The 26,323-nt window shown below is 35.2% G+C and carries 19 protein-coding genes and 2 pseudogenes; 7 read left to right on the forward strand and 14 right to left on the reverse strand.

Going from position 1 to position 26,323, the window contains the following annotated elements; translation table 11 throughout:
* Positions 1-174 precede the first annotated feature (174 nt).
* Both T420_RS0101590 and T420_RS0101595 read left to right on the forward strand, forming a co-directional pair.
* Positions 175-447 carry an accessory factor UbiK family protein gene (locus T420_RS0101590; RefSeq protein ID WP_013544674.1) on the forward strand — a complete coding sequence of 91 codons (273 nt, stop codon included), beginning with the start codon at positions 175-177 and terminating at the stop codon, positions 445-447.
* 382 nt (positions 448-829) lie between these two features.
* Positions 830-1,330 (forward strand): type III secretion system chaperone family protein, encoded by a 501-nt coding sequence (locus T420_RS0101595; protein WP_013544675.1) that lies wholly within the window; start codon positions 830-832, stop codon positions 1,328-1,330.
* Between the two features lie 39 nt (positions 1,331-1,369).
* Here the strand turns inward: T420_RS0101595 and T420_RS0101600 are convergent, their stop codons facing one another.
* Positions 1,370-2,710 carry an ATP-binding protein gene (locus T420_RS0101600; RefSeq protein WP_013544676.1) on the reverse strand — a complete coding sequence of 447 codons (1,341 nt, stop codon included), beginning with the start codon at positions 2,708-2,710 and terminating at the stop codon, positions 1,370-1,372.
* Between the two features lie 7 nt (positions 2,711-2,717).
* Entirely contained in the window at positions 2,718-3,419 is a 702-nt protein-coding gene (locus T420_RS0101605) for a response regulator (RefSeq protein ID WP_013544677.1), read from the reverse strand.
* Between the two features lie 158 nt (positions 3,420-3,577).
* Between T420_RS0101605 and T420_RS0101610 the strand changes: the two genes are divergently transcribed.
* Positions 3,578-4,222 carry an MBL fold metallo-hydrolase gene (locus T420_RS0101610; RefSeq protein ID WP_013544678.1) on the forward strand — a complete coding sequence of 215 codons (645 nt, stop codon included), beginning with the start codon at positions 3,578-3,580 and terminating at the stop codon, positions 4,220-4,222.
* Positions 4,223-4,280: 58 nt separating this feature from the next.
* On the opposite strand, the gene T420_RS0101615 is transcribed toward T420_RS0101610, so the two are convergent.
* The 4 genes and pseudogenes from T420_RS0101615 to T420_RS0101630 form a co-directional block, all read right to left on the reverse strand.
* On the reverse strand, positions 4,281-4,865 hold the full coding sequence (locus T420_RS0101615; RefSeq protein WP_026501081.1) for a BA14K family protein: 585 nt from the start codon (positions 4,863-4,865) through the stop codon (positions 4,281-4,283).
* 271 nt (positions 4,866-5,136) lie between these two features.
* Positions 5,137-5,256: pseudogene (locus T420_RS07180) on the reverse strand (cold-shock protein); the annotation flags it as partial.
* Between the two features lie 306 nt (positions 5,257-5,562).
* A pseudogene (gene uvrB, locus T420_RS06840) lies at positions 5,563-7,909 on the reverse strand (excinuclease ABC subunit UvrB).
* Between the two features lie 408 nt (positions 7,910-8,317).
* Positions 8,318-8,683, reverse strand: coding sequence for an SH3 domain-containing protein (locus tag T420_RS0101630; protein ID WP_013544683.1), 366 nt, complete (start codon positions 8,681-8,683; stop codon positions 8,318-8,320).
* 327 nt (positions 8,684-9,010) lie between these two features.
* Between T420_RS0101630 and greA the strand changes: the two genes are divergently transcribed.
* Positions 9,011-9,484 (forward strand): transcription elongation factor GreA, encoded by a 474-nt coding sequence (gene greA, locus T420_RS0101640; protein ID WP_013544685.1) that lies wholly within the window; start codon positions 9,011-9,013, stop codon positions 9,482-9,484.
* Between the two features lie 5 nt (positions 9,485-9,489).
* Complete coding sequence (locus T420_RS0101645) at positions 9,490-10,548, forward strand: glycosyltransferase family 4 protein (RefSeq protein WP_013544686.1); 1,059 nt, start codon at positions 9,490-9,492, stop codon at positions 10,546-10,548.
* 241 nt (positions 10,549-10,789) lie between these two features.
* Here T420_RS0101645 and T420_RS0101650 read toward each other — a convergent pair whose 3' ends face one another.
* On the reverse strand, positions 10,790-12,184 hold the full coding sequence (locus T420_RS0101650) for a TrkH family potassium uptake protein (RefSeq protein ID WP_013544687.1): 1,395 nt from the start codon (positions 12,182-12,184) through the stop codon (positions 10,790-10,792).
* Positions 12,185-12,466: 282 nt separating this feature from the next.
* Between T420_RS0101650 and trxB the strand changes: the two genes are divergently transcribed.
* A complete protein-coding gene (trxB, locus tag T420_RS0101655; protein WP_013544688.1) occupies positions 12,467-13,414 on the forward strand; it encodes a thioredoxin-disulfide reductase in 948 nt (315 codons plus the stop codon).
* A gap of 56 nt (positions 13,415-13,470) precedes the next feature.
* Positions 13,471-14,376, forward strand: a complete 906-nt coding sequence (locus T420_RS0101660) for a LysR family transcriptional regulator (protein ID WP_013544689.1) — start codon at positions 13,471-13,473, stop codon at positions 14,374-14,376.
* Positions 14,377-15,276: 900 nt separating this feature from the next.
* On the opposite strand, the gene T420_RS0101665 is transcribed toward T420_RS0101660, so the two are convergent.
* The 7 genes from T420_RS0101665 to T420_RS0101700 form a co-directional block, all read right to left on the reverse strand.
* Positions 15,277-16,479: a pyridoxal phosphate-dependent aminotransferase gene (locus tag T420_RS0101665; RefSeq protein WP_026501082.1), complete on the reverse strand. Its 1,203-nt coding sequence runs from the start codon at positions 16,477-16,479 to the stop codon at positions 15,277-15,279.
* A 590-nt stretch (positions 16,480-17,069) separates the two neighbouring features.
* Positions 17,070-17,279 carry a cold-shock protein gene (locus T420_RS0101670; RefSeq protein WP_013544692.1) on the reverse strand — a complete coding sequence of 70 codons (210 nt, stop codon included), beginning with the start codon at positions 17,277-17,279 and terminating at the stop codon, positions 17,070-17,072.
* A gap of 259 nt (positions 17,280-17,538) precedes the next feature.
* Complete coding sequence (gene carB / locus T420_RS0101675) at positions 17,539-21,021, reverse strand: carbamoyl-phosphate synthase large subunit (protein ID WP_013544693.1); 3,483 nt, start codon at positions 21,019-21,021, stop codon at positions 17,539-17,541.
* A gap of 631 nt (positions 21,022-21,652) precedes the next feature.
* A complete protein-coding gene (gene carA / locus T420_RS0101680; RefSeq protein WP_013544694.1) occupies positions 21,653-22,849 on the reverse strand; it encodes a glutamine-hydrolyzing carbamoyl-phosphate synthase small subunit in 1,197 nt (398 codons plus the stop codon).
* Between the two features lie 868 nt (positions 22,850-23,717).
* Positions 23,718-24,194, reverse strand: coding sequence for a chorismate lyase (gene ubiC / locus T420_RS0101690; protein ID WP_013544696.1), 477 nt, complete (start codon positions 24,192-24,194; stop codon positions 23,718-23,720).
* A 292-nt stretch (positions 24,195-24,486) separates the two neighbouring features.
* On the reverse strand, positions 24,487-24,738 hold the full coding sequence (locus T420_RS0101695; protein WP_013544698.1) for a GlsB/YeaQ/YmgE family stress response membrane protein: 252 nt from the start codon (positions 24,736-24,738) through the stop codon (positions 24,487-24,489).
* A gap of 330 nt (positions 24,739-25,068) precedes the next feature.
* Positions 25,069-26,316 (reverse strand): mechanosensitive ion channel family protein, encoded by a 1,248-nt coding sequence (locus T420_RS0101700; protein ID WP_013544699.1) that lies wholly within the window; start codon positions 26,314-26,316, stop codon positions 25,069-25,071.
* Positions 26,317-26,323: the final 7 nt, after the last annotated feature.

Here is a 26,323-nt window from a genome sequence, read left to right on the forward strand (position 1 = left end):
CATGACAGATGGATACAAAATGGTCAAGTTAGGTCAGAGGTTAGTTGCTGTTTTTTGTGGAGGTGAAGGAATACTGATAGATTGAACTGATATCTATTAGATGAAAAACAAATATAATCTCTCAATATTATAAATAGTGTGTTTATAAATAACGAAAATTAAAGGAAAAAGCCTATGTATAATGGATCAAATCGTATTCTTGATGAGCTGGCAAAATTAGCAACAGATGCAGTAGGTATTGCACAAGGTGTAGGGCGTGAAGCTGAAACTGCTTTTCGTTTACAGGCTGAAAGGATGCTCAATAAACTTGACCTTGTTTCACGCGAAGAATTTGAAGCGGTTAAGGAAATGGTTCTTAAACTATATGCCGAAAATGCTGATTTGAAAAAACGTCTTGATGGTTTAGAAAAACAAAACAGCAAAAAAGTTAAAACGGATTCAGTTTAAGCAATAAATAGTCTTAGAAAAAATAATCCCCAATTTTTCCGTACTGTGTATGAAACCGAAAAATGCTTAGTCCTGAATCTGTTAGAGCAGATTAGCAATTTATTTTTAGTTCATTTTTTACAAAAAATTATTTTTTTTGCATTAAGGGACTAGCCCCATGAAATTGTATCAATACACTGGGGTTGCTTGGTGATTCGTTTTTTCTTTATCAAGCCATATTACCATAGGAAATATTATCATTTTATTTCCCGGTATTGTGTACTTGTATACGTTTAGTTTGTGTTTTTGTTTGGTGTGAAGGCTTTGATTGTAGCGAGTGTTGTTACAATAAGAGGTTTTTTTGCATTGTATTGATAACATTCTTAATTATTGAGGGTTCGTGATGAGGCTTGCCATTGGCGCCACAGAAAGAGAAGAGCATCCGGTTGATTTTATCGAACAAATTGCCTGTAAGTATGACTGGTCTTTTGAGCGAAATGCACAAGATGAAATTAACGTTTCCATAGAAGGAAAACGAGCTTATTATCGTCTTTCTTTTTCATGGATGGAAGAGCAAGAGGCTCTTCATTTAGCTTGCGCGTTTGATCTTTTTATTGAGAATACTCGAACAGCGGAAATTCAGCGTTTGTTGTTAGCAATTAATGAAAAATTGTTACTGGGGCATTTTGATTATTGGCAAGGAGACAATTCGGTTATTTATCGACAGGGTCTTCTTCTAGCAGGTGGTGTACACCCATCCCATATACAAGTAGAAACATTATTGATCTATGCGCTTAAAATTTGCGAAAGTCATTATGCTGCTTTTCAGATGGTTGCTTGGGCTGGTGAAAGTGCTCATAAAGCACTACAATATGCTTTATTCGAGACTGTAGGAAATGCTTAATATCTACTTGTTACCCTTAAGAAAGTTTTTGAGTTTGTGTTATAGAGGGATATCTACAATAGCGCGCAAACCTCCTAATGGGCTATCATCTAATTGAATATTGCCTCCGTGACTACGTGCGATGTCTTGGGCAATAGAAAGACCAAGGCCTGTTCCACTTGCATCTTGATTTCGTGATTTATCAAGCCGAAAGAATGGTTTAAAAACTTCTGTATGCATGTCTTTTTGAATGCCTGGCCCATCATCATCAATAGTAATGATAAAAGATTCTTTTTGGGATGTAGCTGTGAGTTGGATAGTATTTGCATAATAAAACGCATTTGACAAAAGATTACCGATCAAGCGGGTAAAAGCATGTGGGCGTACTTGTATTTGTGCCGAACCTTCAATCGTGTAGGAGAAGTTACGTTGATGGAGATGAGCGTTAGTAGAGAACTTTTGCATCAAGACATTTAAATCGATGGTGCTGATATTTTCGCTGCCTTCACCGCGTGCAAAAGCGAGATAGCCTTCTAACATATTTTGCATGTCGCTGACATCTTGTTCAAGTGGATTAATATCAAAATCATTGCTTACTAAGGCAAGTTGGAGCTTAAAACGTGTGAGGATAGTTCTTAGATCATGGCTTACACCTGAGAGCATCATAGTACGCTGTTCGATTTGGCGTTCAATACGTTCACGCATACGTAAAAAAGCAATACCGGCACGGCGTATTTCATCAGCTCCTTGTGGTTGAAATCCTTCTGGTAAAGGATGTCCGCGTCCAAAACTTTCTGCGGCTTTGGCTAATTGTTGAATTGGTTTGATTTGATGGCGTAAAAAATAAATAGCTATCAACAGTAAAACGAGAGCTGTTCCTACCATCCAGCTTAAGAAAATACTGGTATTAGAAGCATAGGCTTGGCTGCGCATGGCAAAAACACGCAAAATATTATGATCAAGACGGATACGAATTTCGACAAGATTAGAATCGCCAACTGTATCAATCCAAAAGGGTCGGTTAATTTGACGAGTGATTTCTTCGCTTAAAAAGTAATCAAGAATGGCAAAAAATGGTTTGGGTCCTGGAGGAGGAAGAGAATCAGGTGGAAGTATAGAGATGTTTAATCCCATGCGTTGTTGTGCAATACGTTTAATGTCTTCATAATTATGTTGTTGCGGGTATGTTTCAATTATATCGATAATAGCTGCAATATCATGGACAACAGTGGTTGAAAGACGTTCTGTTACCATTTGCCAATGACGTTCCATAAAAACATAGCCAATTACTGTTTGCAAGAGTACCATAGGAGCGATAATGATGATCAAAGAACGTGCATAAAGCCGTTTAGGCATTTTCTTGGATAACCATCGCGCAATTTTTTTTGCAGGTTGGATCATCTCAGGCCTATTCAATTGAAAGTTTATAACCAATCCCTCTCACGGTTTGGATCCATATAGGAGTTGTTGGGTTGTTTTCGATTTTACGACGAAGACGGTTGATTTGTACATCAATAGAACGTTCGCTATTATTATCACCCATTGCAAACTTATGACGTGGAATAGTATCTCCTGCATGTTCAGAAAAAATAACCATCATCTCCTGTTCTTTATCTGTCAGTTTGATGAGTTCTCCTTCTTTTTTGAGTTCACGTCGTGAAATTGAAAAGATATAAGGTCCAAAAACAATCTGTTCAATTTTTGGTTGGGTCGAAGATAAACCACGTCGTAAAATAGCATTAATGCGAAGTAAAAGTTCACGAGGATCAAAAGGTTTGGCGAGATAATCATCCGCTCCTGCTTCTAATCCATGAATACGATTATCTATTTCTGATAAAGCTGTTAACATTAAAATAGAAACATTTTTTGTTTGACGAAGTGAATGGGTTAGATCAATGCCGTTTTCGCCAGGCATCATGACGTCAACAATAAGAAGATCAAAATCTAAGCTTTTAAGCTGACGTTTAGCTTCATCAGCATTGGCAGAGACTGAAACACGAAATCCATTTTTAATGAGAAATTGAGATAAAAGATTGCGAATGCGGGTATCATCATCAATCACGAGAAGGTGGGGTGCATTATCACATAAAGTCTGAATGTGATCAGTCATGATTCAAACCCTTAATAAAAATTCAGTTTACATAAATTGTACTTTACATAAGTTACATAAAGCTGTCGAGCAGACAATTTTTTGCTTTATAAAGACATAAGAAATGTTATCTATAAACTAAAAGATTTTAAAATATTGAATTTTTGAAAAGGATTCTAATGAACGATCTCAGTGCATATATTATTCCCGTTACGCCTTTTCAACAAAATTGCACTTTACTTTTTGATAATGAAAATAAAAGAGGTGTTTTAGTTGATCCGGGTGGTGATTGGCCTAAGATACAACAAACAATTCAAGATAAAGGGGTTATTGTTGAATCCATTTGGATAACACATGGTCATATTGATCATGTTGGAGCAGCCATGCAAGCTAAAGAGGCATTGGATATTCAAATTATTGGTTCACACCGTAATGACACATCAGTAATGGATGATGTGAGTGAAAGAGCAAAAATCTATCACATGCCTGATGCGCGTGTTTGTATTCCTGATCAATGGTTAGAAGACGGCGATAGTGTTGATTGCGCTGGACATGTATTCACTGTCTTTCATACACCTGGTCATTCTCCTGGTCATGTTATTTATTTTAACGAAAAAAAGCGTTTTGCTTTATTGGGTGATGTGCTGTTTCGTGGTTCTATTGGGCGCACTGATTTTCCATTATGTTCTTATGAAGAATTAATGAAATCGATTAAGGAAAAAGTTTTACCATTAGGCGATGATGTCAACTTTATTTGTGGGCATGGGCCTGGAAGTCAAATAGGTTATGAACGTCAGCATAATTTTTTTCTTCAAGAAATTTAACAGACTACTGTAATAAAAACCCGCTTTAAAGCGGGTTTTTCTCAGTTATTATTTAAAGTTATTGTAATGGGGCATAACAAATGTGATCTAAACCATCGTAGCCTCGAAAAGTTCCTGTGTTTGGATTAAAGGAACGATATGTTTGTTTACAATATTGATACCAACTTATTTTTGATGGTTGGGGAGGCTGATACGTTACTGTTGGTTGCACTTGATAGATCACTTGATTTGGGGGTGGGGCTTGATAAATAACTTGTCGTTGTTCAGGTTGTTTAAAAACATTGCCAAGAATTGTACCTACTGCAAGGCCGAGAACACCTGCAGCCAGAGTATCACCTTTATTATTTTCACTACGAGTTACATGGTGTTCATGAACATGGTAGTGCCGATTTTTATGTTCAACGTGATGATGATGATACGTCCGATGTTCATGATGAACATGTGTATGTGGCGAGGGGTGATGTTTATAGTATTCTATTGATGAATGAATCCGGTCACGATGAAGAGAAGGATTAGTCTTTATTCGTTTCGTAGTAATTGTCTCCTCGTATAGTGTGCGTTGGGCAAATGCTGTCGCTAACGGTGCTGAAATGGTTGTCGCTGATATTGCCGATAATACTGCTAATTTAGTCAATTTTGTCATAGCAATACTCCTTATACAAATTTACATTAATTCGCACTTTAAATGTTTTAAGCTGAATGTAGCCTGAACAGTGCTCAATTTTATTCTGATAGAACGAATAAAGAAGGATTTCGTTTAATATAAATTTAACATCATAAAATGAAATCGAGCTGGAGACTCGATTTTACAAAACGGACTCTACTCAGATTAAACCATAATATTAATATTTATAACTTGTGGTCCCTTAAACGGTCAGGCTCTATCAATTACTTTTTCGCATCATTTATTCAGTGAGGCCCGAAACCTGGACATCAGAAATATGAACAAAGATGTCAGTATTCCCATTATTAGGTTTAATAAAATCAAAGTCTTTGTTATTGTTAAAAAATTTTACTTCGCCCGTCTGAACCATAGAATATTTCTTTATTTGATTGCTTTGTAAGGCAGATAGTCAAAAACCACATCACGTACTTCACATAAACGATATATTTGGTCAATTTACGATATCTGGAAAACGTTCTTTTTATTGTTTTTTGTCAACTCGGAACCTAGAATCGTTTTTAGAAGACTTTTCATACGATTTTCCAATTCTGGCAATTCACCTAAAAAGAAAAATTGCTTGAAAAAGAAATATTTTATTGATATTTTGAGCGCAGATTTTTTTATGGAACACTGCTATTTCTTTGTTGCATTGACAGGATTTTATAAGAGTTAAGACTTATTTGTAGCAGTTTATTGATTTTAGACTGTTCGTTTCAGAACCTCTTTTTAACATCTCATTTAAAGTATTTTTTTGATTATTTTCTTTCTTTTTTGCATTTTGCTAATAAACCAACATCTATGGTATTAGGACCCATTTGATCAAGATTTGGTTTAGTGAAAAGACTTGAGTGTTTTATGGCTTCATCAATGGAATATTTATTATTACATACTGAAGAATTACTAGTGATGGCTAATTCTATTTCTTGTAGTAGTTTGATTTCATCACGAAGTCGAGCAGCTTCTTCAAAGTTGAGATCATCAGCTGCTTTACGCATTAATTTTTCGAGATGTTGAATATGGTTGGATAGATTGTCGCCAACTCTATTATTTTGCGTGATAAAATGAGAAATATTGATATTATAGTCGTTTTCGTAAACCGAACTAAGAGTATCATCAATATTCTTTTTAATACTAGTCGGTGTAATTTGATGCTCTTCATTATAGGCTATTTGTTTTTGTCGACGTCGTTTTGTTTCTTGCAAAGCTCGCTCTATAGAACCAGTAATTATATCAGCATAAAGGATAACTCGACTATCTACATTACGTGCAGCTCTTCCAATTGTCTGAATAAGTGAAGTTTCTGAGCGTAAAAAACCCTCTTTATCAGCATCGAAGATAGCAACAAAACCACATTCTGGAATATCCAAACCTTCTCGAAGTAAGTTGATACCGACTAAAACATCAAACGTGCCTAGACGTAGGTCACGAAGAATTTCAATACGCTCTAGTGTATTAATATCAGAATGCATGTAACGTACACGAATATTTTGTTCATGGAGATATTCGGTCAAATCTTCAGCCATGTGTTTGGTGAGAACAGTTATTAATGTACGATAACCTTTTTTGATTGTCTGGCGGATTTCATTGACAACGTCATCAACCTGTGTTTTCGCGGGACGTATTTCTGTTGGTGGATCAATCAGCCCTGTAGGACGAATGATTTGTTCTACAAAAATATTACGTGATTGTTCTATTTCCCAGCGTCCGGGTGTTGCTGAAACGGCGATAGTTTGCGAGCGCATTGCATCCCATTCCTCAAAGCTCAAGGGGCGGTTATCCATACAAGAGGGCAAGCGAAATCCATATTCAACTAGAGTAGCTTTCCGTCGGAAATCACCTCGATACATACCACCAATTTGAGGAATTGTTACATGACTCTCGTCAATGAAAACAAGAGCATGGTTAGGAATATATTCGAACATAGTTGGAGGTGGTTCACCTGGTTTTCTACCGGTTAAATAGCGCGAGTAGTTTTCAATTCCGGGGCAGGATCCGGTAGTTTCTAGCATTTCCAAATCGAATATTGTACGTTGTTCTAAACGTTGCGCTTCTAAAAGACGACCAGCTGCATTTAATTCATCGAGACGTTGAACTAATTCCATTTTGATCGATTTTATCGCCTGGTTTAATGTTGGTCGTGGTGTTACATAATGCGAATTAGCATAAATTTTAATCGATTGAAGGTCACCTGTTTTTTGCCCCGTTAAAGGATCAAACTCAGTAAGTGTTTCAATTTCATCATCAAACAGTGAAATGCGCCAAGCACGATTTTCAAGATGAGCTGGGAAAATTTCGATTGTATCACCTCGAACACGAAAAGAGCCGCGGACAAAGTTAATATTTTGTCGCTGATATTGTTGAGCAACTAAATCAGTCAATAATTTCTGCTTATTGAGTTTATCGCCTTTTTGCATTTGCAAAGTCATTGCTGTATAAGTTTCTACTGAACCAATTCCATAGATGCAGGATACAGATGCGATGATAATTACATCATCACGTTCCAGTACAGCGCGTGTTGCAGCATGGCGCATGCGATCAATTTGTTCATTAATAGAGGATTCTTTTTCAATATAAGTGTCAGATCGTGCTACATAAGCTTCTGGCTGATAATAGTCATAATAAGAAACAAAATATTCGACAGCATTATTGGGAAAAAAGTTTTTGAATTCTCCATAGAGTTGCGCAGCTAGAGTTTTGTTTGGTGCTAAAATGAGAGCAGGGCGTTGGGTTTTTTCAATGATTTTGGCCATTGTATATGTTTTACCTGAGCCGGTAACGCCTAGAAGCACTTGAGTGCGTTCATTTTTTTCAATTCCTTCAACCAAAGATTTAATTGCATTTGGTTGATCACCGGCAGGCTGAAAGGATGTTTTAATTTGAAATGGAATTCCACCTTCAGATTTTTCAGGACGAATAGGGCGATGAGGTGTCCATAATGCACCATTTTTAAAAAGGGGATTACCTGAAGCAATCAGTGCAGAAAGAGCTTCAACTGTTGCTGTAACACCATTTGTCGTTGTTATGTTTTTAGGGGGTATAGTATTTGTAGTTTCAAATGAAACATCTGAAACATCATGTTTTTTAACTGTATGAATCTTTGTATTAGAGCATTGCTCTGAAATTTCAGATTGATCTATTAATTTTTGATTGAATTGTTTTTGAGTTATTTTTGACTTTTTGTGTGACATGATAAAAACATTTTATATCGTTATTCAGATATAATTAAGAAAAAATAAAAAGCTTTTGATTGCGTTTGTTTTTGAGAGAATTGTTGTCTTTTCATTTGACAATTAGGTAACGTGTTTTTTTTTGTGTTATGGTAAAGTGACGATGGCTATTTGGTGATACTGATCCTAGATAACTATTATTCTTTAAAAAAATAGGAAATAGATAAGGGCGAAATTATTTTTTTGACAAGGGCGAGATTGGGATTAGTGCTGATAACCTTCAGGAGAACAATCTTCATAATGTTCCCGAGGGTTATTGTCGATATTAAAAGTGTGTGCTGTAATCAATGATTTTGTATATGTTTGGTAAAGGTCATTTCCATTTTTAAATGAAAGGTAACGAGATGATATCCAACCTGTTCGTGAATTATAATTAATTTGGCACCAATTGCCTTTGCATGTTTGAATCGAGACTGATTGGTTTATAGGAATCCAGCTGAGAATTGCATATTGTGTGCTTGGTCCTGTTCTGAAATTCAAGTTTTTTATTACGATAGCATCTGTAGCGTGGCCTGTTGTTACCACTAAAATAAGAGTTCCAGCTACAAAGAAATTAATCAAATTATTCATTTTTCTTCTAACATAGCTTCTCTATATAATATATTCTCGTATTTCTATTTTTACACAGTTTATAAATATGATAAAATAAAAAAAAAAGGCAATTGCATCCTTTATGTTGATAATAACAGAGATACAGCTAAAAATTTTAAGTCTAAATATAAATTCAGTTTAAAATTAACTAAAGAGTGCTCGGTGCTCTTTTTATTTTTTATATGGAAAACAGGATTTCTGTACTATATAATAAAAGCAACTGTAATTTTCGGGTTCCAAAATTCATCTTGGAGACCGATTTTTATATCTTTATAAGGTCTTTCATGTACAAGAAAGGGACGGATCATGGAAAAAGTTCCGATGACTACAGCCGGTTTTGAGAGTCTCAAAGAAGAATTACGGTGGCGCCAACAACAAGAGCGTCCACGGATTATTGAAGCAATTTCTGAGGCACGCGCACATGGTGATCTATCAGAAAATGCAGAGTATCACGCTGCTAAAGAAGCACAAAGTCATAATGAAGGGCGTATAAACGAGCTTGAAGATTATATTGCACGAGCAGAAGTTATTAATGTTTCACGTCTTTCAGGTGATAGAATTAAATTTGGAGCTACTATTAATCTTTTGGATGAAGAAACTGAAGAAAGAAAAGTTTACCAGATCGTTGGTGATCAAGAAGCTGACGTGAAAACTGGTAAGATTTCTATTTCTTCTCCTATTGCACGGGCACTGATTGGTAAGCAAGAGGGTGATGTAATTGAAGTAAATGCACCAGGTGGTGCGCGTAATTATGAAATTATTAAAATTCAATATATTTAGTTTTTATGCGTGTGTCTTTGAAAAAAACTGATATTATTGTTCCACACTTTAAAAAACGTTTATCAGGGGTAACAACGACAGTCATTCATCTTGTTCCATTGCAACGAAAACAGGGTATCTATATATCCACTTTAGGTGTAGGATTACCGAAAAATTTACCTGCTCTTTCTTTTAAAGATCTTTTCGGTCTATGGAAAAGTCCAATAGGAAAATCATTTCGGATTTGGCATGCTCGACGCAATATTGAGATGCTTTGTGGGGTTTTTCTGCGTGATGTTTTAAAAATGAAACTTAAACTCATTTTTACATCGGCATCTCAACGCCATCATAAACCTTTTACAAAATGGTTAATTCGCCGCATGGATAAAGTGATTGCTACAAGTAAACGTACTGGGGGCTATCTCGAGGTTCCTCATCAAGTTATTATGCATGGTGTAGATCTTGAGCGTTTTTCACCACCGAAAACCGTTAATGATTGTTTTTCAGCTTCTGGATTACCTGGGAAATATGCAGTAGGGTGCTTTGGGCGTTTACGCTATTTGAAGGGCACTGATTTGTTTGTGGATGCAATGTTAGAATTATTGCCAAACTATCCAGATTGGACAGCAATTATTGCTGGTCGTACTACAGTAAAATATTATCACTTTGAAAAACAATTACGTCAAAAAATTGCCACTGCTGGTTTAAGTGATCGTATTATTTTTCTTGGTGAAATACAGGATATACCTTTGTGGTATCGTCGTCTTTCACTTTATGTTGCTCCCTCTCGTATAGAAGGATTTGGTTTAACACCATTGGAGGCAATGGCATCTCAGACTGCTGTAGTGGCTAGTAATGCAGGGATGTATGAAGAATTAGTAACGGAAGGAACAGGAAAAGTTGTTTCTGCAGGAGATCGAGTAGCTTTAATAGAAGCGATTGAATTGTATTTTTCTGATTTAAAAAAAACAATAATAGCAGGGAAAAAAGCGTTAACCCATGTCCGTACTCATTTTCCTTTAGAAAAGGAAGCAGTAGCAATTGGGCACGTTTATAAGGAAATGTTTGCAGGGGAAACATTTTAAATATATCATAAATTTTCATAAATCTACTTTTTAGGTAAAGAAAAATAGTATTTTAAAAGCAATATTATATACTTTATGCTGAGATTCCAATTTTGATGCTCACTCAACATTCTTAATGTGCTGATTTATTAAGAGCTCTTTTAGCATCTTATATCAATTACATTAAGATTGGATTTAAGGCGCATATCATTTATAATTCTTATTTTATGAATTTTAAAATTATAAATATAAAAAACTATAATTAAAATTGTTCGTTCCAAAAAGAACGGGTAAAAAGTACAAAGATAGTTATAATTTCAAGACGGCCAGCAAGCATTAGAGCACTCAAAATCCATAACGCATGATCATTGATGGTTGAGAAATTTCCAACAGGACCAATAATGCTTCCAAGACCTGGACCAATATTGGAAAGTGCTGTTAAGGCACCTGTATAAGCAGAAGTAAAATCAAGCCCAGTAGTGAGCAAAAGTGCAGTACCAATAAGAAGACAGAACATATAAAGGCATAGAAAAAGTAAAACTGCTTTAGTAATATCACTAGAGATATTTGAGCGATCATAGCGCACTTTTACAATTGCATTAGGGGAAAGCAGTTGTGTCATATTTGTTTGTGCAATACGCCATAAGATAATTAAACGGTTAATTTTTATGCCGCCAGAAGTAGAACCGGCGCAACCACCCGTAAAAGAAACAATAAAGAAAATACCAAGCGCAAAAGGTCCCCAAAGTTGGTAGTCTTCAGCGCTATAACCGGTGGTACTGATGACAGATGTAAGATGAAAAATGACATCAAGAAAAATTTTGTGGAAGGGCAGATGATTATGAAATCGCAACCATGTTGCTAGAGAAAAACTAAAGAGAAAAACAATACTGAGAAAAACGATAACTTGTGGATCTATGGAACGTTTGGAGTATCCAGGAAGTAATAGTTTAATATAAAGAACAAAAGGTAACGCAGAGAGCAACATGAAGATTGTAGCAACAATTAGAATAGCTGGTTTATCAGAAAAATAACCAAAGGAGACATCATGGGTTGAGAAACCAGCCGTTGCTATTGTTGTCATTGCGTGGTTGATAGCATCAAATAAGGTCATACCAGCAGCAAAATAGGACAGCATGCAAGCTAGTGTTAACCCAATATAGGCAGTAATAATTCCATTAGCGATTTGGTGGATACGGGGTAATATTTTTTCGGATTTATCAGATGATTCCATGTGGAAAAGCTGTATACCTCCAACTCGTAATGAGGGTAAAAGTAATAAAGCTAGACCGATAAAGCCAATACCTCCAATCCAGCATATGATGGAGCGCCATAATAAAATGCTTCGTGATAAATGATCAAGGCCAGTAATAACTGTAGAGCCTGTCGTTGTAATTCCAGAGATAGATTCAAAAATTGCTCCTGCTAAGGAAATTGGGAGTGAAGAAAGATAAAAAGGAAGAGCACCTACTATACTTCCTGTTAGCCACAAGCAAAGAGTCAGTGTAAAACTGAGCCGCGCTGAGAAATGGCAGGTGGCACCTCTAGTTGCTAAAAGAATAAGAGTTGCTAATACAGTCGTAATAGCACAAGGGTAGAGAAAAATTGTCCAATTGTAATTGCCATCGCGCAAATCAGCAAGGGCTGGCAAAAGCATGGTTCCTCCCATGATTAATGCAAACCGTGCGCAAATATTAATAATAAATTGAAAAATAGCCGCTCCTTGTTTTTTATTTTTATTATGATTTTACCTAATTAGAATTTATACGCTTATATAATATAAATTTAATGTTTATACTAAGCAAACTATTATAAATTAGCAATGCACTTTTTAATAAACTTTGAAAAATATAACTTTATCATAATTCGAGTTCTTAAAAAATGTGTTTTTAAAGACAGTATAGTTTAATAAAAGGCTGAGAAAAAAAACAGGAGTTTTATGGTGCAATTGTATGTTCGTGTTCTTATTATTGGTTCTGGGCCTGCTGGTTACACAGCGGCAGTCTATGCTGCTAGAGCAATGCTTAAACCAGTATTGATTACTGGAATGCAGCAAGGAGGGCAGCTGACAATTACAACCGATGTTGAAAATTATCCAGGTTTTGTCGGTCCAATTCAGGGGCCATGGTTGATGGAACAAATGGCAAAGCAAGCAGAAAATATGGGTACAAAAATTATCTATGATAATATTGTAAAGGCTGATTTATCAAAGCGTCCTTTTATTTTATTTGGGGATTCAGGAACGCAATATTGTTGTGATGCATTAATTATTGCAACAGGAGCACAAGCGCGTTGGCTTGGTTTGGAAAGTGAAAAAACCTTTATGGGTGGTGGTGTTTCTGCTTGTGCCACCTGTGATGGTTTTTTTTATCGTGGTAAAGATGTAATTGTGGTAGGTGGTGGAAACACAGCTGTTGAAGAAGCTCTTTATTTATCTCATTTGGCTAAAAGTGTAAGTGTGGTTCATCGGCGAGATCATTTTCGGGCGGAAAAAATCTTACAAGACAGGTTGTTTTCTTGTGATAATGTTCGCATTATTTGGGACCACACAGTGGAAGAAATTGTTGGTTTGCCTGCTCACTCTCCAATGGGAGCTGTTGTGACAGGTGCACGTCTAAAAAATACAAAAACAGGTCAAGAAATGCAGGTGGATACAGATGGAATATTTATTGCCATTGGCCATAATCCTGCTGTTTCTTTGTTTGAAGGGCAATTGAAACAAAAACCAGGAGGATATTTATGGACGGCACCTGATTCAACTGCAACGAGTATTGCTGGTGTTTTTGCTGCGGGGGATGTTGCTGATGATGTATTTCGTCAAGCTGTAACTGCAGCAGGGAGAGGATGTATGGCAGCGTTAGAGGTGGAGCGGTTTTTGGATTCATAGATATACGTTTCAAAAAGTAGTTTTTATAAATAAAATCAAAAAATAAGAGGTAAATTGTGTCATTGCCATTAGATTGGGATAAATTAAGAGTTTTTCATGCTGCGGCAGAAGCAGGTTCTTTTACGCATGCAGCTCAAAGGCTTCATTTATCTCAATCAGCAATCTCGAGACAGGTTTCAGCCTTAGAACAAGATGTTGGAGTGCCTTTATTTCAGCGTCATGCGCGTGGTTTAATTTTAACAGAGCAGGGAGAAATACTTTATTGTACAGCTCATGATATTTTGATGAAGCTTGAAAATGCACGTTTACAATTGAGTGAGAGCTGCCAAAAACCAAAAGGATGTTTGCGCGTAACATCAACTTTTGGAATGGGAGCAGGGTGGCTTGCAGAGCGTATGCCTGAATTTCTGAGTCTGTATCCTGATATGCAGATTCAGCTCTTGTTTGATGATGAAGAACTTGATTTGACAATGCGTTATGCAGATTGTGCTATTCGTTTACGTCAACCCCAGCAGCCTGATCTTATACAAAGAAAGTTATTTACAGTCCATATGCATGTTTATGCTTCAGAAAATTATATTGCAAATTACGGTAAGCCGGAAAAATTATCTGAACTAGATGAACATCGTATTATTTCATTTGGCGAACCTGTTCCACCTTATTTGGTTGGTTTGAATTGGTTGCAAAAAGCCGGGAGAAGCGATGACTCTGTTCGTGTTTCAATGTTGCAAATTAATAACATTATTTCAATCAAAAATGCGCTTATGCGCGACCTTGGTATTGCTGTACTTCCTGATTATATTGTGAATAACGATGAGAAACTTATACGTCTTTTTCCTGATATGAGTGATATTCCTTCTTTTGATACTTTTTTTTGTTATTCTATTGCTTTGAAGAATTCAGCAAAGTTAAATGCTTTTAGAGATTATATCTTTTTAAAAGCGCGAAAATGGTCCTTTTAAATAATATTTTATAGACTATTGAATGGTAGAGATGAAAAATCTAAAGAGCTATGTCTTTACTGCATAGCAGATGTGCTTAAGTATTTATTGTATTTATTTTTGTAAAATGCGAAAAAATATTACCTCTTGATTATGTTTCCTCCTATTACGTTTTCTTGAGTTTTCCCTATGAAGATCTACGGGATTGATTATATCTATCAGGATCTTCTAGATTTGCCGGACAAATGTCCGGCTTTTTTTTATTTCTGAAAAATATTTCTTTAAACTTTTTCTATAGCTACTTTTATTTTTACAATTATTAAGGCTTAATTGTATACTTATTTGCAAAACCTCAAGAATGTAAAACACTAAAGAGAGTAGAAAATTTACAGATCCCTTTTTTTGCTTAGGGAGTAAAGTAATCAAGAGACACACGAAATTTTACCTTATTGGAAATTTCTATAATCCCTTTTTATATGCAATAATACCTAATATAAATATATATGTGTGAAATTTAGCCACTATCTTTTTAATGCATCTTATAAACGCTCTTTAAAAATTTCAGTAGTGTGAGAAATTTCAAGAGTATCAAAAGGTATTCTCTATCATGAACTTATATTATTTAACTTCTATATCTTTTTATTGAACTAATTTATCATTTATATTGAATAATAAAATAATCTTTTATCTCTTTTAAAAAATAAATTCTATAAACAGAGCCGTCATTTATTTTTAATTCATTAATATCACGAAGATATTTAACGTCTATGATGTTAGCCTTAACTTAGGAGATAAAAAACACCTTACTATAATAGTAATTCTGAGTATTTTTAGTTACAATATAAAAGATGTGCTGGACAAGGTTGATGGCATTCTCCTTACAATCATATAATTGTCTCGACAGATGATGATTTGAGAATTTTAGCGCAAACTGTTACAAAAGCGCTGAATACGAAAACAAGCTTCTTCGAGTATTTCATCTGACGTTGCATAGGAAACACGAAATGCTGGCCCGAGTCCAAAAGCAGATCCATGAACAACAGCAACAGATTCTGTTTCCAAAAGAGCTGTTACGAAATCTTCATCATTGGCAATAATTTGACCTTGAGGCATTTTTTTACCAATAAGCTTTGCACAGGAAGGATAGACATAAAATGCACCTTCAGGTGTTGGGCAGTCAATACCAGGAGCTTGATTGAGCATGGAAACGACAAGATCCCGACGTTTTTGAAAAATATTTTTATTTTTTGCTATAAAGTCTTGCGGGCCATTAAGTGCTTCTACACCTGCCCATTGTGAAATGGAACTTGTGCCAGATGTTTGTTGACCTTGAATGATGTCCATAGCTTTAATTAATTCATACGGACCACCTGCATAGCCAATTCTCCACCCCGTCATGGAATAGGCTTTTGAAAGACCATTCATTGTCAGTGTACGGCCATATAGTTGCGGTTCTACCTGAGCTGGAGTGACAAAGGAAAAATCTCCATATGTTAAATGCTCATATATATCATCAGTAAGAATATAAATATGTGGATATTTTATTAAAACATCGGTTAATTTTTTTAATTCATCGTGCGTGTAAGCAGCACCTGATGGATTTGAGGGGGAGTTAAAAATAAACCATTTAGTTTTTTGGGTAATGGCGGTTTCTAGATCTTGTGGTTGAAGTTTATAAAAAAATTCAGCTTTTGTTTCTACAAAAACAGATTTACCACTGTTAAGAGCAACCATTTCAGGATAACTGACCCAATAAGGAGACGGAATGATAACTTCATCATCTTTATTTAAAGTTGCCATTAATGCATTAAAGAGAATTTGTTTGCCACCAGTACCAACAATGATTTGTTCTGGTATATAAGTAAGATTATTTTCTCTTTTAAACTTTGCAGAAATAGCTTGACGCAATTCTGGAATACCGGATATGGGTGTATATTTTGTTTCTCCACGTCGAATAGCTTCAATAGCAGCATTTTTGATATTGGCTGGTGTATCAAAATCTGGTTCTCCAGCACTCAGAGAGATGATATTACGGCCTGAAGCTTTTAGAGCACGCGCCTTTTGGGCTACAGCAATTGTTGCAGACGGTTTGATGTAAGAAAGCTTATCGGCAATGAAACCCATCATTTCAATTCCTTATATAATATAGGCAGGTAACTCTTTATTATAATTATAAAAATTATAAAATACATAAAAGATAAAGATTATGTCGTAAAAAAACAAAAAACTACAAGAAAACTGTTAGAAAATTTTATTTTAGACTCAGATTTAATAATTTTAATCTTTTACACTGAAGAAATTTTGAAAAATCAGTTCAAAAATAGATCTTCTTTTATTTTGATGATGAAGCATCTACTTTGATTTTTTTTCAAGGCATATCAAATTATAAAGATAACCTGATTGAGAGTGTATAATTGGTATATAAGTCTAAAAAGATCAAGTTGATTGATTAATTGAATAGAAAAATATAGTAAAAATTTTTGTATGTCTACACAATGTACACAATAATATTAATATTTATATTTTACAGCCTCTAATAATGGTAATTTTTTTTGATTTGTAGATCATTATGATTTTATTAAGTTTCTTATTTTCGTAGTTGTTTTATTATTTTCAATAATGAAATTTTTTACAGTTACTGGTTGATGTTTCATCATTCTATAACAAGTGAAAAACTCGCCTATGAAGGCGAGAGTTTTATGGAATAGCAGGTTTTAAAGAGCAGAAAGATTTCCAGCAGCAAATTTTCCTGAACGGCGATCTTGAAGAACATCATAAGAGATTTTTTGCCCTTCATTAAGGTCATTTAAACCAGAGCGCTCAACAGCAGAAATATGTACAAACACATCTGCACTTCCATCATTAGGTTGAATGAAACCAAAACCTTTGGTTGTATTGAACCATTTAACTGTTCCTGTAGACATAGGAAACTCCTTAGTATATATAATATTACGCACTGAGATTTAGAATTCTCACTACAAGTTTAAATCGAGATTGGGCAGGATAAATTTCATCAGAAGTGCAATTGCACAGAAAAGAAAGATCGCGTAACCAAAAATACGATAGAAAGCACTATACAAGATTTTTCTATATAAAGCAAGTCCCATTCATCCCTTTTTTTACTCATCAAAGGTTGATAAAGAAAATGAAGGATGTCACACTTTGTAGTGCATAAAAAAAATTTTAAGTAAAATAGGTTTGCAAAGAGCATACTTCAAGACTCTTGGTTTTGAATGCTTCAATAGCTTGTGCTACGGATTCAGCTCCAGCTACTGTTGTATAATAAGGAACTTTTTGCATAAGTGCTGCGTGGCGCAATGATTTAGAATCTGAGATGGCACTAGCAGTATTAGTTGTATTGAAAATTAGTTGAACTTTTAGATTACGAATAGCATCTTCAATATGAGGGTGACCCTCTAGAACTTTATTAATTTTTTCTGCTTTAATGCCGTTTTCAGCAAGAAATTTTTGTGTTCCATTTGTTGCTAAAACAGAGAAACCAAGCTCGATTAAGCATTTGACAGGTTTTAAGATACGTTCTTTATCTTCATCTCTAACAGAAACAAATAAGGTACCTTCTTTGGGAAGATCGACACCAGCTCCAAGTTGCGCTTTAGCAAAAGCAAGCGCAAAATCACGATCAAGTCCCATTACTTCACCAGTTGAACGCATTTCAGGACCAAGGAGTGTATCTACACCTGAAAAACGGGAGAAAGGAAAGACTGCTTCTTTAACAGCAATATGTTTTTGTCGCGTAGACAGTATTCCACCATAAGCTTTAAGTGCACTGTGGAGGCTTTCTCCAATCATGATACGTGTGGCGATTTTAGCAATTGGTCGACCAATGGTTTTTGCAACAAATGGAACAGTACGCGAAGCACGAGGATTAACTTCTAAGACGTAAATTGTTTCATTTTTGATAGCATATTGTACATTCATCAAGCCACAAACGTGCAGTGCTTTTGCTAAAGCTTTGGTTTGATTTTCTAATTCATTAACCAGTTTATATGAAAGTGTGCGGATTGGTAAAGAACAAGCTGAATCACCGGAATGGATACCTGCTTCTTCAATGTGTTCCATAATACCAACAACGAGTGTTTCTTCTCCATCGCACAAACAATCAACATCAATTTCTATAGCTTCTGTTAGATAGGTATCAAATAAAAGTGGATTTTTATAAAGCAATGTATTGACTTGGTCTGTTTTTTTGTGAGGATAACAAGCTTTGATATCTTCTGGTACTAATTCAGGGACTATTTCGAATAAATAATTCTGCAAATCACGTTTGTCTCGAATAATTTGCATAGCACGTCCACCTAAAACATAAGAGGGACGTACAACCAGTGGGAAATCTAGCTCATGAGCTATGAGTTGTGCTTGTTCAACTGAATAAGCAATACCATTTTTGGGTTGTGTTAAATTAAGTTTGAACAACAATTTTTGAAAACGATTTCTATCCTCTGCAAGATCAATAGCGTCAGGTGAGGTGCCTAAAATAGGAATGTTATTTTTTTCAAGTGTGCTTGCTAATTTCAAAGGTGTTTGTCCGCCAAATTGAACAATAACTCCGACTAATTCACCTTTTTCCTGCTCTGTTTTTAAAATTGCTAAAACGTCTTCATTTGTTAAAGGTTCAAAATAAAGACGATCAGAGGTATCATAGTCAGTTGAGACAGTTTCAGGATTGCAATTAATCATAATAGCCTCGAAGCCTGCATCACGCAAAGCAAAGGCTGCATGGCAACAACAATAGTCAAATTCAATGCCTTGACCAATTCGGTTTGGACCACCACCTAAAATAGCAACTTTTTTGCGTTCAGAAATGTTTGCTTCTGAGCATTCCACACCTGCAAAAGGTCTTTCATATGTTGAGTACATATAAGCTGTAGGTGAAGAAAACTCAGCTGCACAGGTATCAATCCGTTTGAAAACATGTTTAATATTAAGTGATTGGCGTAAGGCAAAAATATCATCTGGTGTTTTTCCAGCTAGATTTGCTAAGCGCGCATCTGAAAAACCCATAGCTTTTAACATGCGTAAATTATCTGCATCATGCGGAAGTCCATGGGTACGGATACGCTGTTCTGTTTCGATGATGGATGCTATTTGTTCTAAAAACCATGGGTCAATTTTGCTTATTTGGTGAATTTCGCTCAAGGGTAAGCCTATACGCATTGCTTGCGCTACATAACGTAAACGATCGGGACTTGGGATGGCAATAGCTGAACGGATAGAATTTTTTTCATCACCTTCAGCATGTTCGGGGAGTATGATTTCATCAAGACCCGTAAGACCTGTTTCGAGTCCACGGAGTGCTTTTTGTAGAGATTCTTGGAAAGTACGACCGATTGCCATAACTTCTCCCACAGATTTCATCGCAGTGGTTAAGACAGAAGATGAACCAGGAAATTTTTCAAAGGCAAAACGAGGGATCTTGGTGACAATATAGTCAATAGAAGGTTCAAATGATGCTGGTGTTGCACCGCCCGTAATGTCATTTTTTAATTCGTCAAGTGTATAACCAACTGCTAATTTAGCTGCTACCTTTGCAATGGGAAAACCGGTTGCTTTTGAAGCAAGCGCTGAAGAGCGAGAAACACGTGGATTCATTTCAATAACAATTAAGCGACCATTTTCAGGATTAACGGCAAACTGTACGTTAGATCCACCGGTTTCAACACCAATTTCACGAAGCACAGCAATTGAGGCATTACGCATAATTTGGTATTCTTTATCGGTTAAGGTAAGAGCAGGAGCAACAGTGATAGAATCACCGGTATGAACACCCATAGGATCAATGTTTTCAATGGAACAGATAATGATACAGTTATCCTTTTGATCACGAACAACTTCCATTTCGTATTCTTTCCATCCCAAAATACTTTCTTCAATCAAAACTTCCGTTGTTGGTGAAGCTTCAAGTCCACGTTCGATAATTTCATAAAATTCAGAGCGGTTGTAAGCAATGCCACCACCTGTACCACCAAGTGTAAATGAGGGACGGATAATGGCTGGAAGTCCAATTATATCAAGAGCTTGAACCGCTTTTGCGGTGGCATGTGCTATATAATGCTGTTTGCGATTGGCTTCTGCATTACACCAATCCTGTTCAAGCTTTTCTAACGCTTGATCAAATGTATCACCAGAAAGTTCGTTTTTAAGTTTATTGTATGCTTTTTCATATAATCGACGGTTTTCTTCTTTGAGCTCAGTTGCATTAGCTAACATGGAACGTGGTGTTTCTAAACCAATTTTTGCCATTGCTTTGCGAAATAGAGCACGATCTTCTGCCTTATCAATAGCATCAGCATTGGCGCCGATCATTTCAACATTATAGCGGTTTAAAATTCCCATTCGCTTTAAAGATAAAGCAGTATTAAGTGCTGTTTGTCCTCCCATGGTTGGCAAAAGCGCATCTGGGCGTTCATGAGCGATAATTTTGGCAACTATTTCTGGAGTAATAGGTTCAATGTAGGTTGCATCTGCCAAATCCGGATCGGTCATAATGGTGGCAGGATTAGAGTTCACAAGAATAATTCGGTAGCCTTCTTCTTTTAAAGCCTTACAGGCTTGTGTGCCTGAATAGTCAAATTCACATGCTTGACCAATAATAATAGGCCCTGCTCCAATGATAAGGATAGATTTTATATCTGTGCGTTTTGGCATGGCTTTTTCCTATGATAAACACTCGTGCGCAGTCGCGGTAGGCAGAATATTAAATTTGGCTAAACTTGCTTTATAGGTTAATAGACAAAGAAAGTAATCCCTAAAATGCCTTTTTTATACTTTTTCTTTGGGAATAGTGCTTTCAAATATAATGCTTTCGAAATCAAATGGTGAAAGTGGTTAGTTGATTGCAGCAATGTTATCTGAAATAGAAGATACTTAAAGCTTTATTCTTCTGCTAATATAACACAATTATAAAAATACATTTTAGAATATTTTTATTCAATATTACATTATTACATTGCATGTTAGTAAATATGTTTTTTGTTTATGGTTATGATGATAATCACCATTATATTTCAAATTTAATTTATGTCTTAATATGATCATGGAGTTAGTTTTGGCTATAATGCTGTTGAGTCAGGTTTTGCGTGAGACAGGTTTGAGAGTGACCATAGTAATATTTTTATGAGTTATGGGAGTGTATGGTAAATTTCTTTCTATTCCCATAATTCGAAACATCGTCACAAGGGTATCTTTGATAAATGATCAGGAATTACTTATACTAGTTTGCAGAAGATAAAGGTTTTATAAGAATTTTAAGGAGAGTCTAGAAACAAAAACTATGTGATTAGGCTGTTTTTTTATAATCTACAATCAAATTGCGAAAACGTTGAAAGAGATAATGGCTGTCTTGAGGTCCAGGCGAAGCTTCTGGATGATATTGAACAGAAAAAATCGGCTTTTCAAGAATTCGAATGCCGCAATTTGAACCATCAAAGAGAGAAATATGTGTCTCCTCAACATGTTGTGGGAGCGATGTTTTATCTACAGTAAAACCATGATTCATTGATACAATTTCTACTTTGCCAGTAGTAAAGTCTTTAACAGGATGATTAGCACCATGATGCCCTTGATGCATTTTTATAGTTTTTGCTCCTACAGCAAGAGAAAGAAGCTGGTGACCAAGGCAGATGCCAAAAATTGGTATGTTGCAATCAATGAATGTTTTGATAGTTGGAACAGCGTATTTAGCCGTAGCACTTGGATCTCCTGGGCCATTAGAAAGAAAAATACCGTCAGGATTCATAGATAGAATTTCATCTGCATTTGTAGATGCTGGCACAATAGTTACGCGTGCACCCAGAGCTGATATAAGACGAAGAATATTGCGTTTAATGCCATAGTCAATTGCGACAATGTGAAAATTACGTTTGCTATTTACACTATAACCTTTATTCCATATCCATGGTTTTTCATTCCATTCTATCAATTTTTTTGATGTTACTTCTTTTGCGAGATCAAGATTAATAAGACCAGACCATTTTTTTACACGCTTTTTTAAAGCATTGACATCAAAATTTCCATTTGGGTCATGAGCAATGATTGCATTTGGTACACCTTTTTCACGGATAAGAGCAGTTAGTGCTCGTGTATCAATATCGTAAAGTGCAATAATTTTGCGTTCTTTAAGCCATTGATTTAGATTCTCATGTGCGCGGTAGTTAGAAGGACCAGTAATATCTGCTTTGAAAATAGCACCAACTGCACCGTGGTAATTGGGGGATGTAAGGTCTTCAATGTCTTCTCGATTAGCTCCTACATTACCGATGTGAGGAAAAGTAAAATTAACAATTTGCCCTGTATATGATGGATCTGTGAGGATTTCTTCATAGCCTGTTATAGCGGTATTAAAACATACTTCAGCTTCAACAATACCTGTAGCACCTGCACCTTTACCTTCAATTACTGTTCCATTGGCTAAAATCAAAAGAGCTGTAGGTTTATTTGTGTTCCAAGGACTGGGAAACGAGGTGGCTTGTATCATCGTTTGTGCTCACAATTTACTATCTGAAGACATAATAATCAAAGTCGAGAAAAAACCGCACAACTATAATAAATGCTGTATATTGTTGTTGTAATTTTCTGCTTAGGATTAAAGTATAGGTACATTCTACGAGGAGGTAAAGATCAATTTTTGAGTTTTCTAAAACTGTATTATGAATTATTTTTTATTCTGCATTACAGCGTATTTAAAAATTGATGAGGGTTTATGCTTTCACTTAAATAAATTTATGTATTATAACTAGAGTTAATATGGCACGCAAAAATTCTTTGAAAAAATAGAATGAAAGATGTTTCGTATCATGCTACAACTAAGGATTATAATATTTTTCTCATAATGAGGAAAGTTGAAAATAAATGATAGTTGGATGCAATTTATTTTAGTTAAAATAATTCGACAACGTAAGAAAGCAGTATTTATCGAAAAATCAGCTACTTAGAATGAATCAAAAGAACCAATAAAGGAGTTATTAGTTGTGAACTTTGTCTCATCAGCATGATGGGAAAGAAGTTGCATGGGATTTTGTTAAGCTTTAAAGAAAACGAAATACAAAATATGGGAAAATCGCGATATGGTAAAGAAACACTATGTAAGGTATCATTTTTTCTAAAGTGAATAGTAACCTTTGTGAAATACTAAAAGCAAAATACATACTAGGATGTTTTAAAATTGTTAGATTTTCTGAGACAGGTAATATCTCTGTAATATTGATAAAACAATATCAACTCGGCACAAGTTATGTTGTGGAAAGATTTTTAAATAGAAAAACTATGATTGTTTGCTGATATACAAACAAAACATTCCTGTTTTATTTATGGAAAGTCTATGACTTATATAACGGTGAATCTTTTTAAAAAATTTCAGTTATAAGCAACGGTTTACCTTCTAGGTGCAGACGAGAACGGCGTGCCCACAATCTACCTTGTTGGCCAATGTGAATATAATCGCGAGTTAATTCATTACTGCTGAACAAATAACGTCCTAACAGTACGTTTCCTAAATGCATTAGAGTTTGATTATGATCAAGGGTTTCTTGTGGAATAACTGTACGTCCCAGTAACCAAGGCTTGTTATCTCCTATAAGCACAATTTCGCGTAGCCAGTAACGTGAACTATTTGAGAGGTGATCAGCTTCCTCTTCTAATTCATTACGCGTTATAAAGCACTCACGTTGCGGTTCAGCATGTACTGAAGAACAATAACGTTCAAAACGACGAGTCATAGAGCCTGATTCTATCAGCCAATCGCTGACAGCAGTAGGTATTGAATGGTCTTGATCAGGTAGCCACTTTAATTTTGGAAAAGCAAAAGTTCTTATATCTGTCACTGCTTATTACACATCTCAAACTGATGTTAGAGAATACACAATGTTAATATATAATTATAACACGGAGATACACAAAAAAATTTAAACAGAAGATTTTAAAAATGGCAAGTTCTTCGTTTTTTATATTTTTATTTTTTAGCTCATGTTTTTGTACTGGGTAGTGTTGTAGAAAAGTTGTAAACAAGATGATTATGCACTCGGTTTGTGATATCTACAGTTCCACAATAAAAATAGCGTTTTGTTTTCTTTAAAAGGTGATAAAGAACACCGTTTAAAAAAATAAGTAAGTATTTTATGATCGAATTTTTCGGCCAATCCATATAAGGATGCAGGCTCCAATAAAACCTGAAATCAGATAACCAAGCCAACCAGCAAGATTGATTTCTAAAAAACTTAGAAGGAAACTGGCTAATGCAGAACCAACAATACCCAAGATAATATTTAAAAATATTCCTGTTCGACTATTCATAAAATATTGTGCAATCCAACCTGAGAGTCCACCAATAATAATAGCTAAAATCCAGCCAATATATGTATTTTCCATTCTACTCTCCTATGTTTAAACTTAAACTATTATCTTTAAATTAAAGTAAAAACTAGAGTAAGTCGTTTCAAGGTCAAGACTTATCTGTTGAGTTTTTAAAGAAAGCTTGTTGTTTAAAAATTTATTATAGTTTTGTTTAGATTTTTTTTTAAGTAATGACTAAATCCAATCCATACAGTAAAGATAATAGTTGTTTCAAAGAGGTAAGGATTGGCTGTTTGTTTATGCGAAAGGATCTCTTAAGTAAGAATTTCAGAGTATTCTTTGTTTTTCTAAAATGGAATAGATTATTATTTTATGACTAAGGGTTTCTTCAAAGAATCAAAGTGATTAAAGTTTATTATTTTGTTTTGTTTCCAATGTATGTTTTAGATTATAACCTGCACGTGTTAAGTCATAACCGCATGGATTTTGAAAAAGTTTGAGACCAAAATCAGGGAGAATAGAATAAAGATGATCAAAAATATCAGCTTGAATTTGTTCATATTCTTCCCAAATGGTAGTATTCGTAAAGCAATAAATCTCTAAGGGTAAACCATTCGGGGTAGGAGGTAATTGCCGTGTTATTAAAGTCGCATTTTTTTTGATATTTAGATGCTCTTTTAAATAAGATAAAACATAAGCACGGAAGGTACCGATATTAGTTAAACGGCGAGTATTAGCCATTACATCATGATTTTTTTCTAAGCGAGCATTCCATTCATTAATTTCGGGTATTTTTTGTGCAAAATAGTTTTCTAGTAGATTAAATCTTGCCAAATATTCTTCTTCTTCTTTCGTGTGAAAGCGGATACTTGCTTGATCAATAAGTAAGGATCGTTTGATACGTCTTCCACCTGATTCTTCCATACCGCGCCAATTTTTGAAAGGATCGGTTACAAGTTTACGGATAGGAACTGTGGTAATTGTTTTATCAAAATTTTGAACTTTTACAGTATGAAGCGCAATTTCAATGACATCACCATCTGCACCGAGATTAGGAATTTCAATCCAATCTCCGACGCGTACCATATCAGTAGATGAAATTTGAATTCCTGCAACAAGAGAAAGCAACGTATCTTGAAAGATCAAAATCAAAACAGCTGCCATTGCACCAAGACCAGAGAAAAGGATCAGCGGTGAGCGGTCTATTAATGTGGCCAATATAAAAATAGCAGTAAGAGTAAAAAGTGCAATTTTAGTTATTTGAATGTACCCTTTTATTGGCTTTAACCTTGCTGCAGGCCTTTGTTCGTAAAAGGTATTAATGATATTAAAAAGAGTAGAAATTGTTAAAGCAACGATAAAAATGATAAAGGCATTAGAAACATTCCGGATAATCGTACTGAATATATTGGGCAATGTCGGTATAAAATTGATACCGGTTGAAAGAATAAAAGCCGACGCAATATAAGCTATGTACTTAGTGATATGTTCAATGTCTGTCGTTGTATTTTTGTGCAGAAAAGCAGAAAGTTGTTTTTTTCCGTGAATAAGTAAAATGCGTGCTAAAAAATTAGTTAAAAGCGCAATAAGAATGAGAACAACCAACCAAGAGATCATTTCTAGCGATGGATATTGAACAAAAAATTTGGGCACTTTTTCT

It is taken from the genome of Bartonella clarridgeiae ATCC 51734 (genome assembly GCF_000518185.1).
In the GTDB taxonomy this organism is placed as follows: Bacteria; Pseudomonadota; Alphaproteobacteria; order Rhizobiales; family Rhizobiaceae; genus Bartonella; species Bartonella clarridgeiae.

Bases quoted from the DNA above. Each gene is read 5' to 3' on its own strand.
- T420_RS0101590 (WP_013544674.1), top strand. From the start codon at position 175: ATGTATAATGGATCAAATCGTATTCTTGATGAGCTGGCAAAATTAGCA.
- T420_RS0101595 (WP_013544675.1), top strand. From the start codon at position 830: ATGAGGCTTGCCATTGGCGCCACAGAAAGAGAAGAGCATCCGGTTGAT.
- T420_RS0101600 (WP_013544676.1), bottom strand. From the start codon at position 2,710: ATGATCCAACCTGCAAAAAAAATTGCGCGATGGTTATCCAAGAAAATG.
- T420_RS0101605 (WP_013544677.1), bottom strand. From the start codon at position 3,419: ATGACTGATCACATTCAGACTTTATGTGATAATGCACCCCACCTTCTC.
- T420_RS0101610 (WP_013544678.1), top strand. From the start codon at position 3,578: ATGAACGATCTCAGTGCATATATTATTCCCGTTACGCCTTTTCAACAA.
- T420_RS0101615 (WP_026501081.1), bottom strand. From the start codon at position 4,865: ATGACAAAATTGACTAAATTAGCAGTATTATCGGCAATATCAGCGACA.
- T420_RS0101630 (WP_013544683.1), bottom strand. From the start codon at position 8,683: ATGAATAATTTGATTAATTTCTTTGTAGCTGGAACTCTTATTTTAGTG.
- greA (WP_013544685.1), top strand. From the start codon at position 9,011: ATGGAAAAAGTTCCGATGACTACAGCCGGTTTTGAGAGTCTCAAAGAA.
- T420_RS0101645 (WP_013544686.1), top strand. From the start codon at position 9,490: ATGCGTGTGTCTTTGAAAAAAACTGATATTATTGTTCCACACTTTAAA.
- T420_RS0101650 (WP_013544687.1), bottom strand. From the start codon at position 12,184: ATGCTTTTGCCAGCCCTTGCTGATTTGCGCGATGGCAATTACAATTGG.
- trxB (WP_013544688.1), top strand. From the start codon at position 12,467: ATGGTGCAATTGTATGTTCGTGTTCTTATTATTGGTTCTGGGCCTGCT.
- T420_RS0101665 (WP_026501082.1), bottom strand. From the start codon at position 16,479: ATGGGTTTCATTGCCGATAAGCTTTCTTACATCAAACCGTCTGCAACA.
- T420_RS0101670 (WP_013544692.1), bottom strand. From the start codon at position 17,279: ATGTCTACAGGAACAGTTAAATGGTTCAATACAACCAAAGGTTTTGGT.
- carB (WP_013544693.1), bottom strand. From the start codon at position 21,021: ATGCCAAAACGCACAGATATAAAATCTATCCTTATCATTGGAGCAGGG.
- carA (WP_013544694.1), bottom strand. From the start codon at position 22,849: ATGATACAAGCCACCTCGTTTCCCAGTCCTTGGAACACAAATAAACCT.
- T420_RS0101695 (WP_013544698.1), bottom strand. From the start codon at position 24,738: ATGGAAAATACATATATTGGCTGGATTTTAGCTATTATTATTGGTGGA.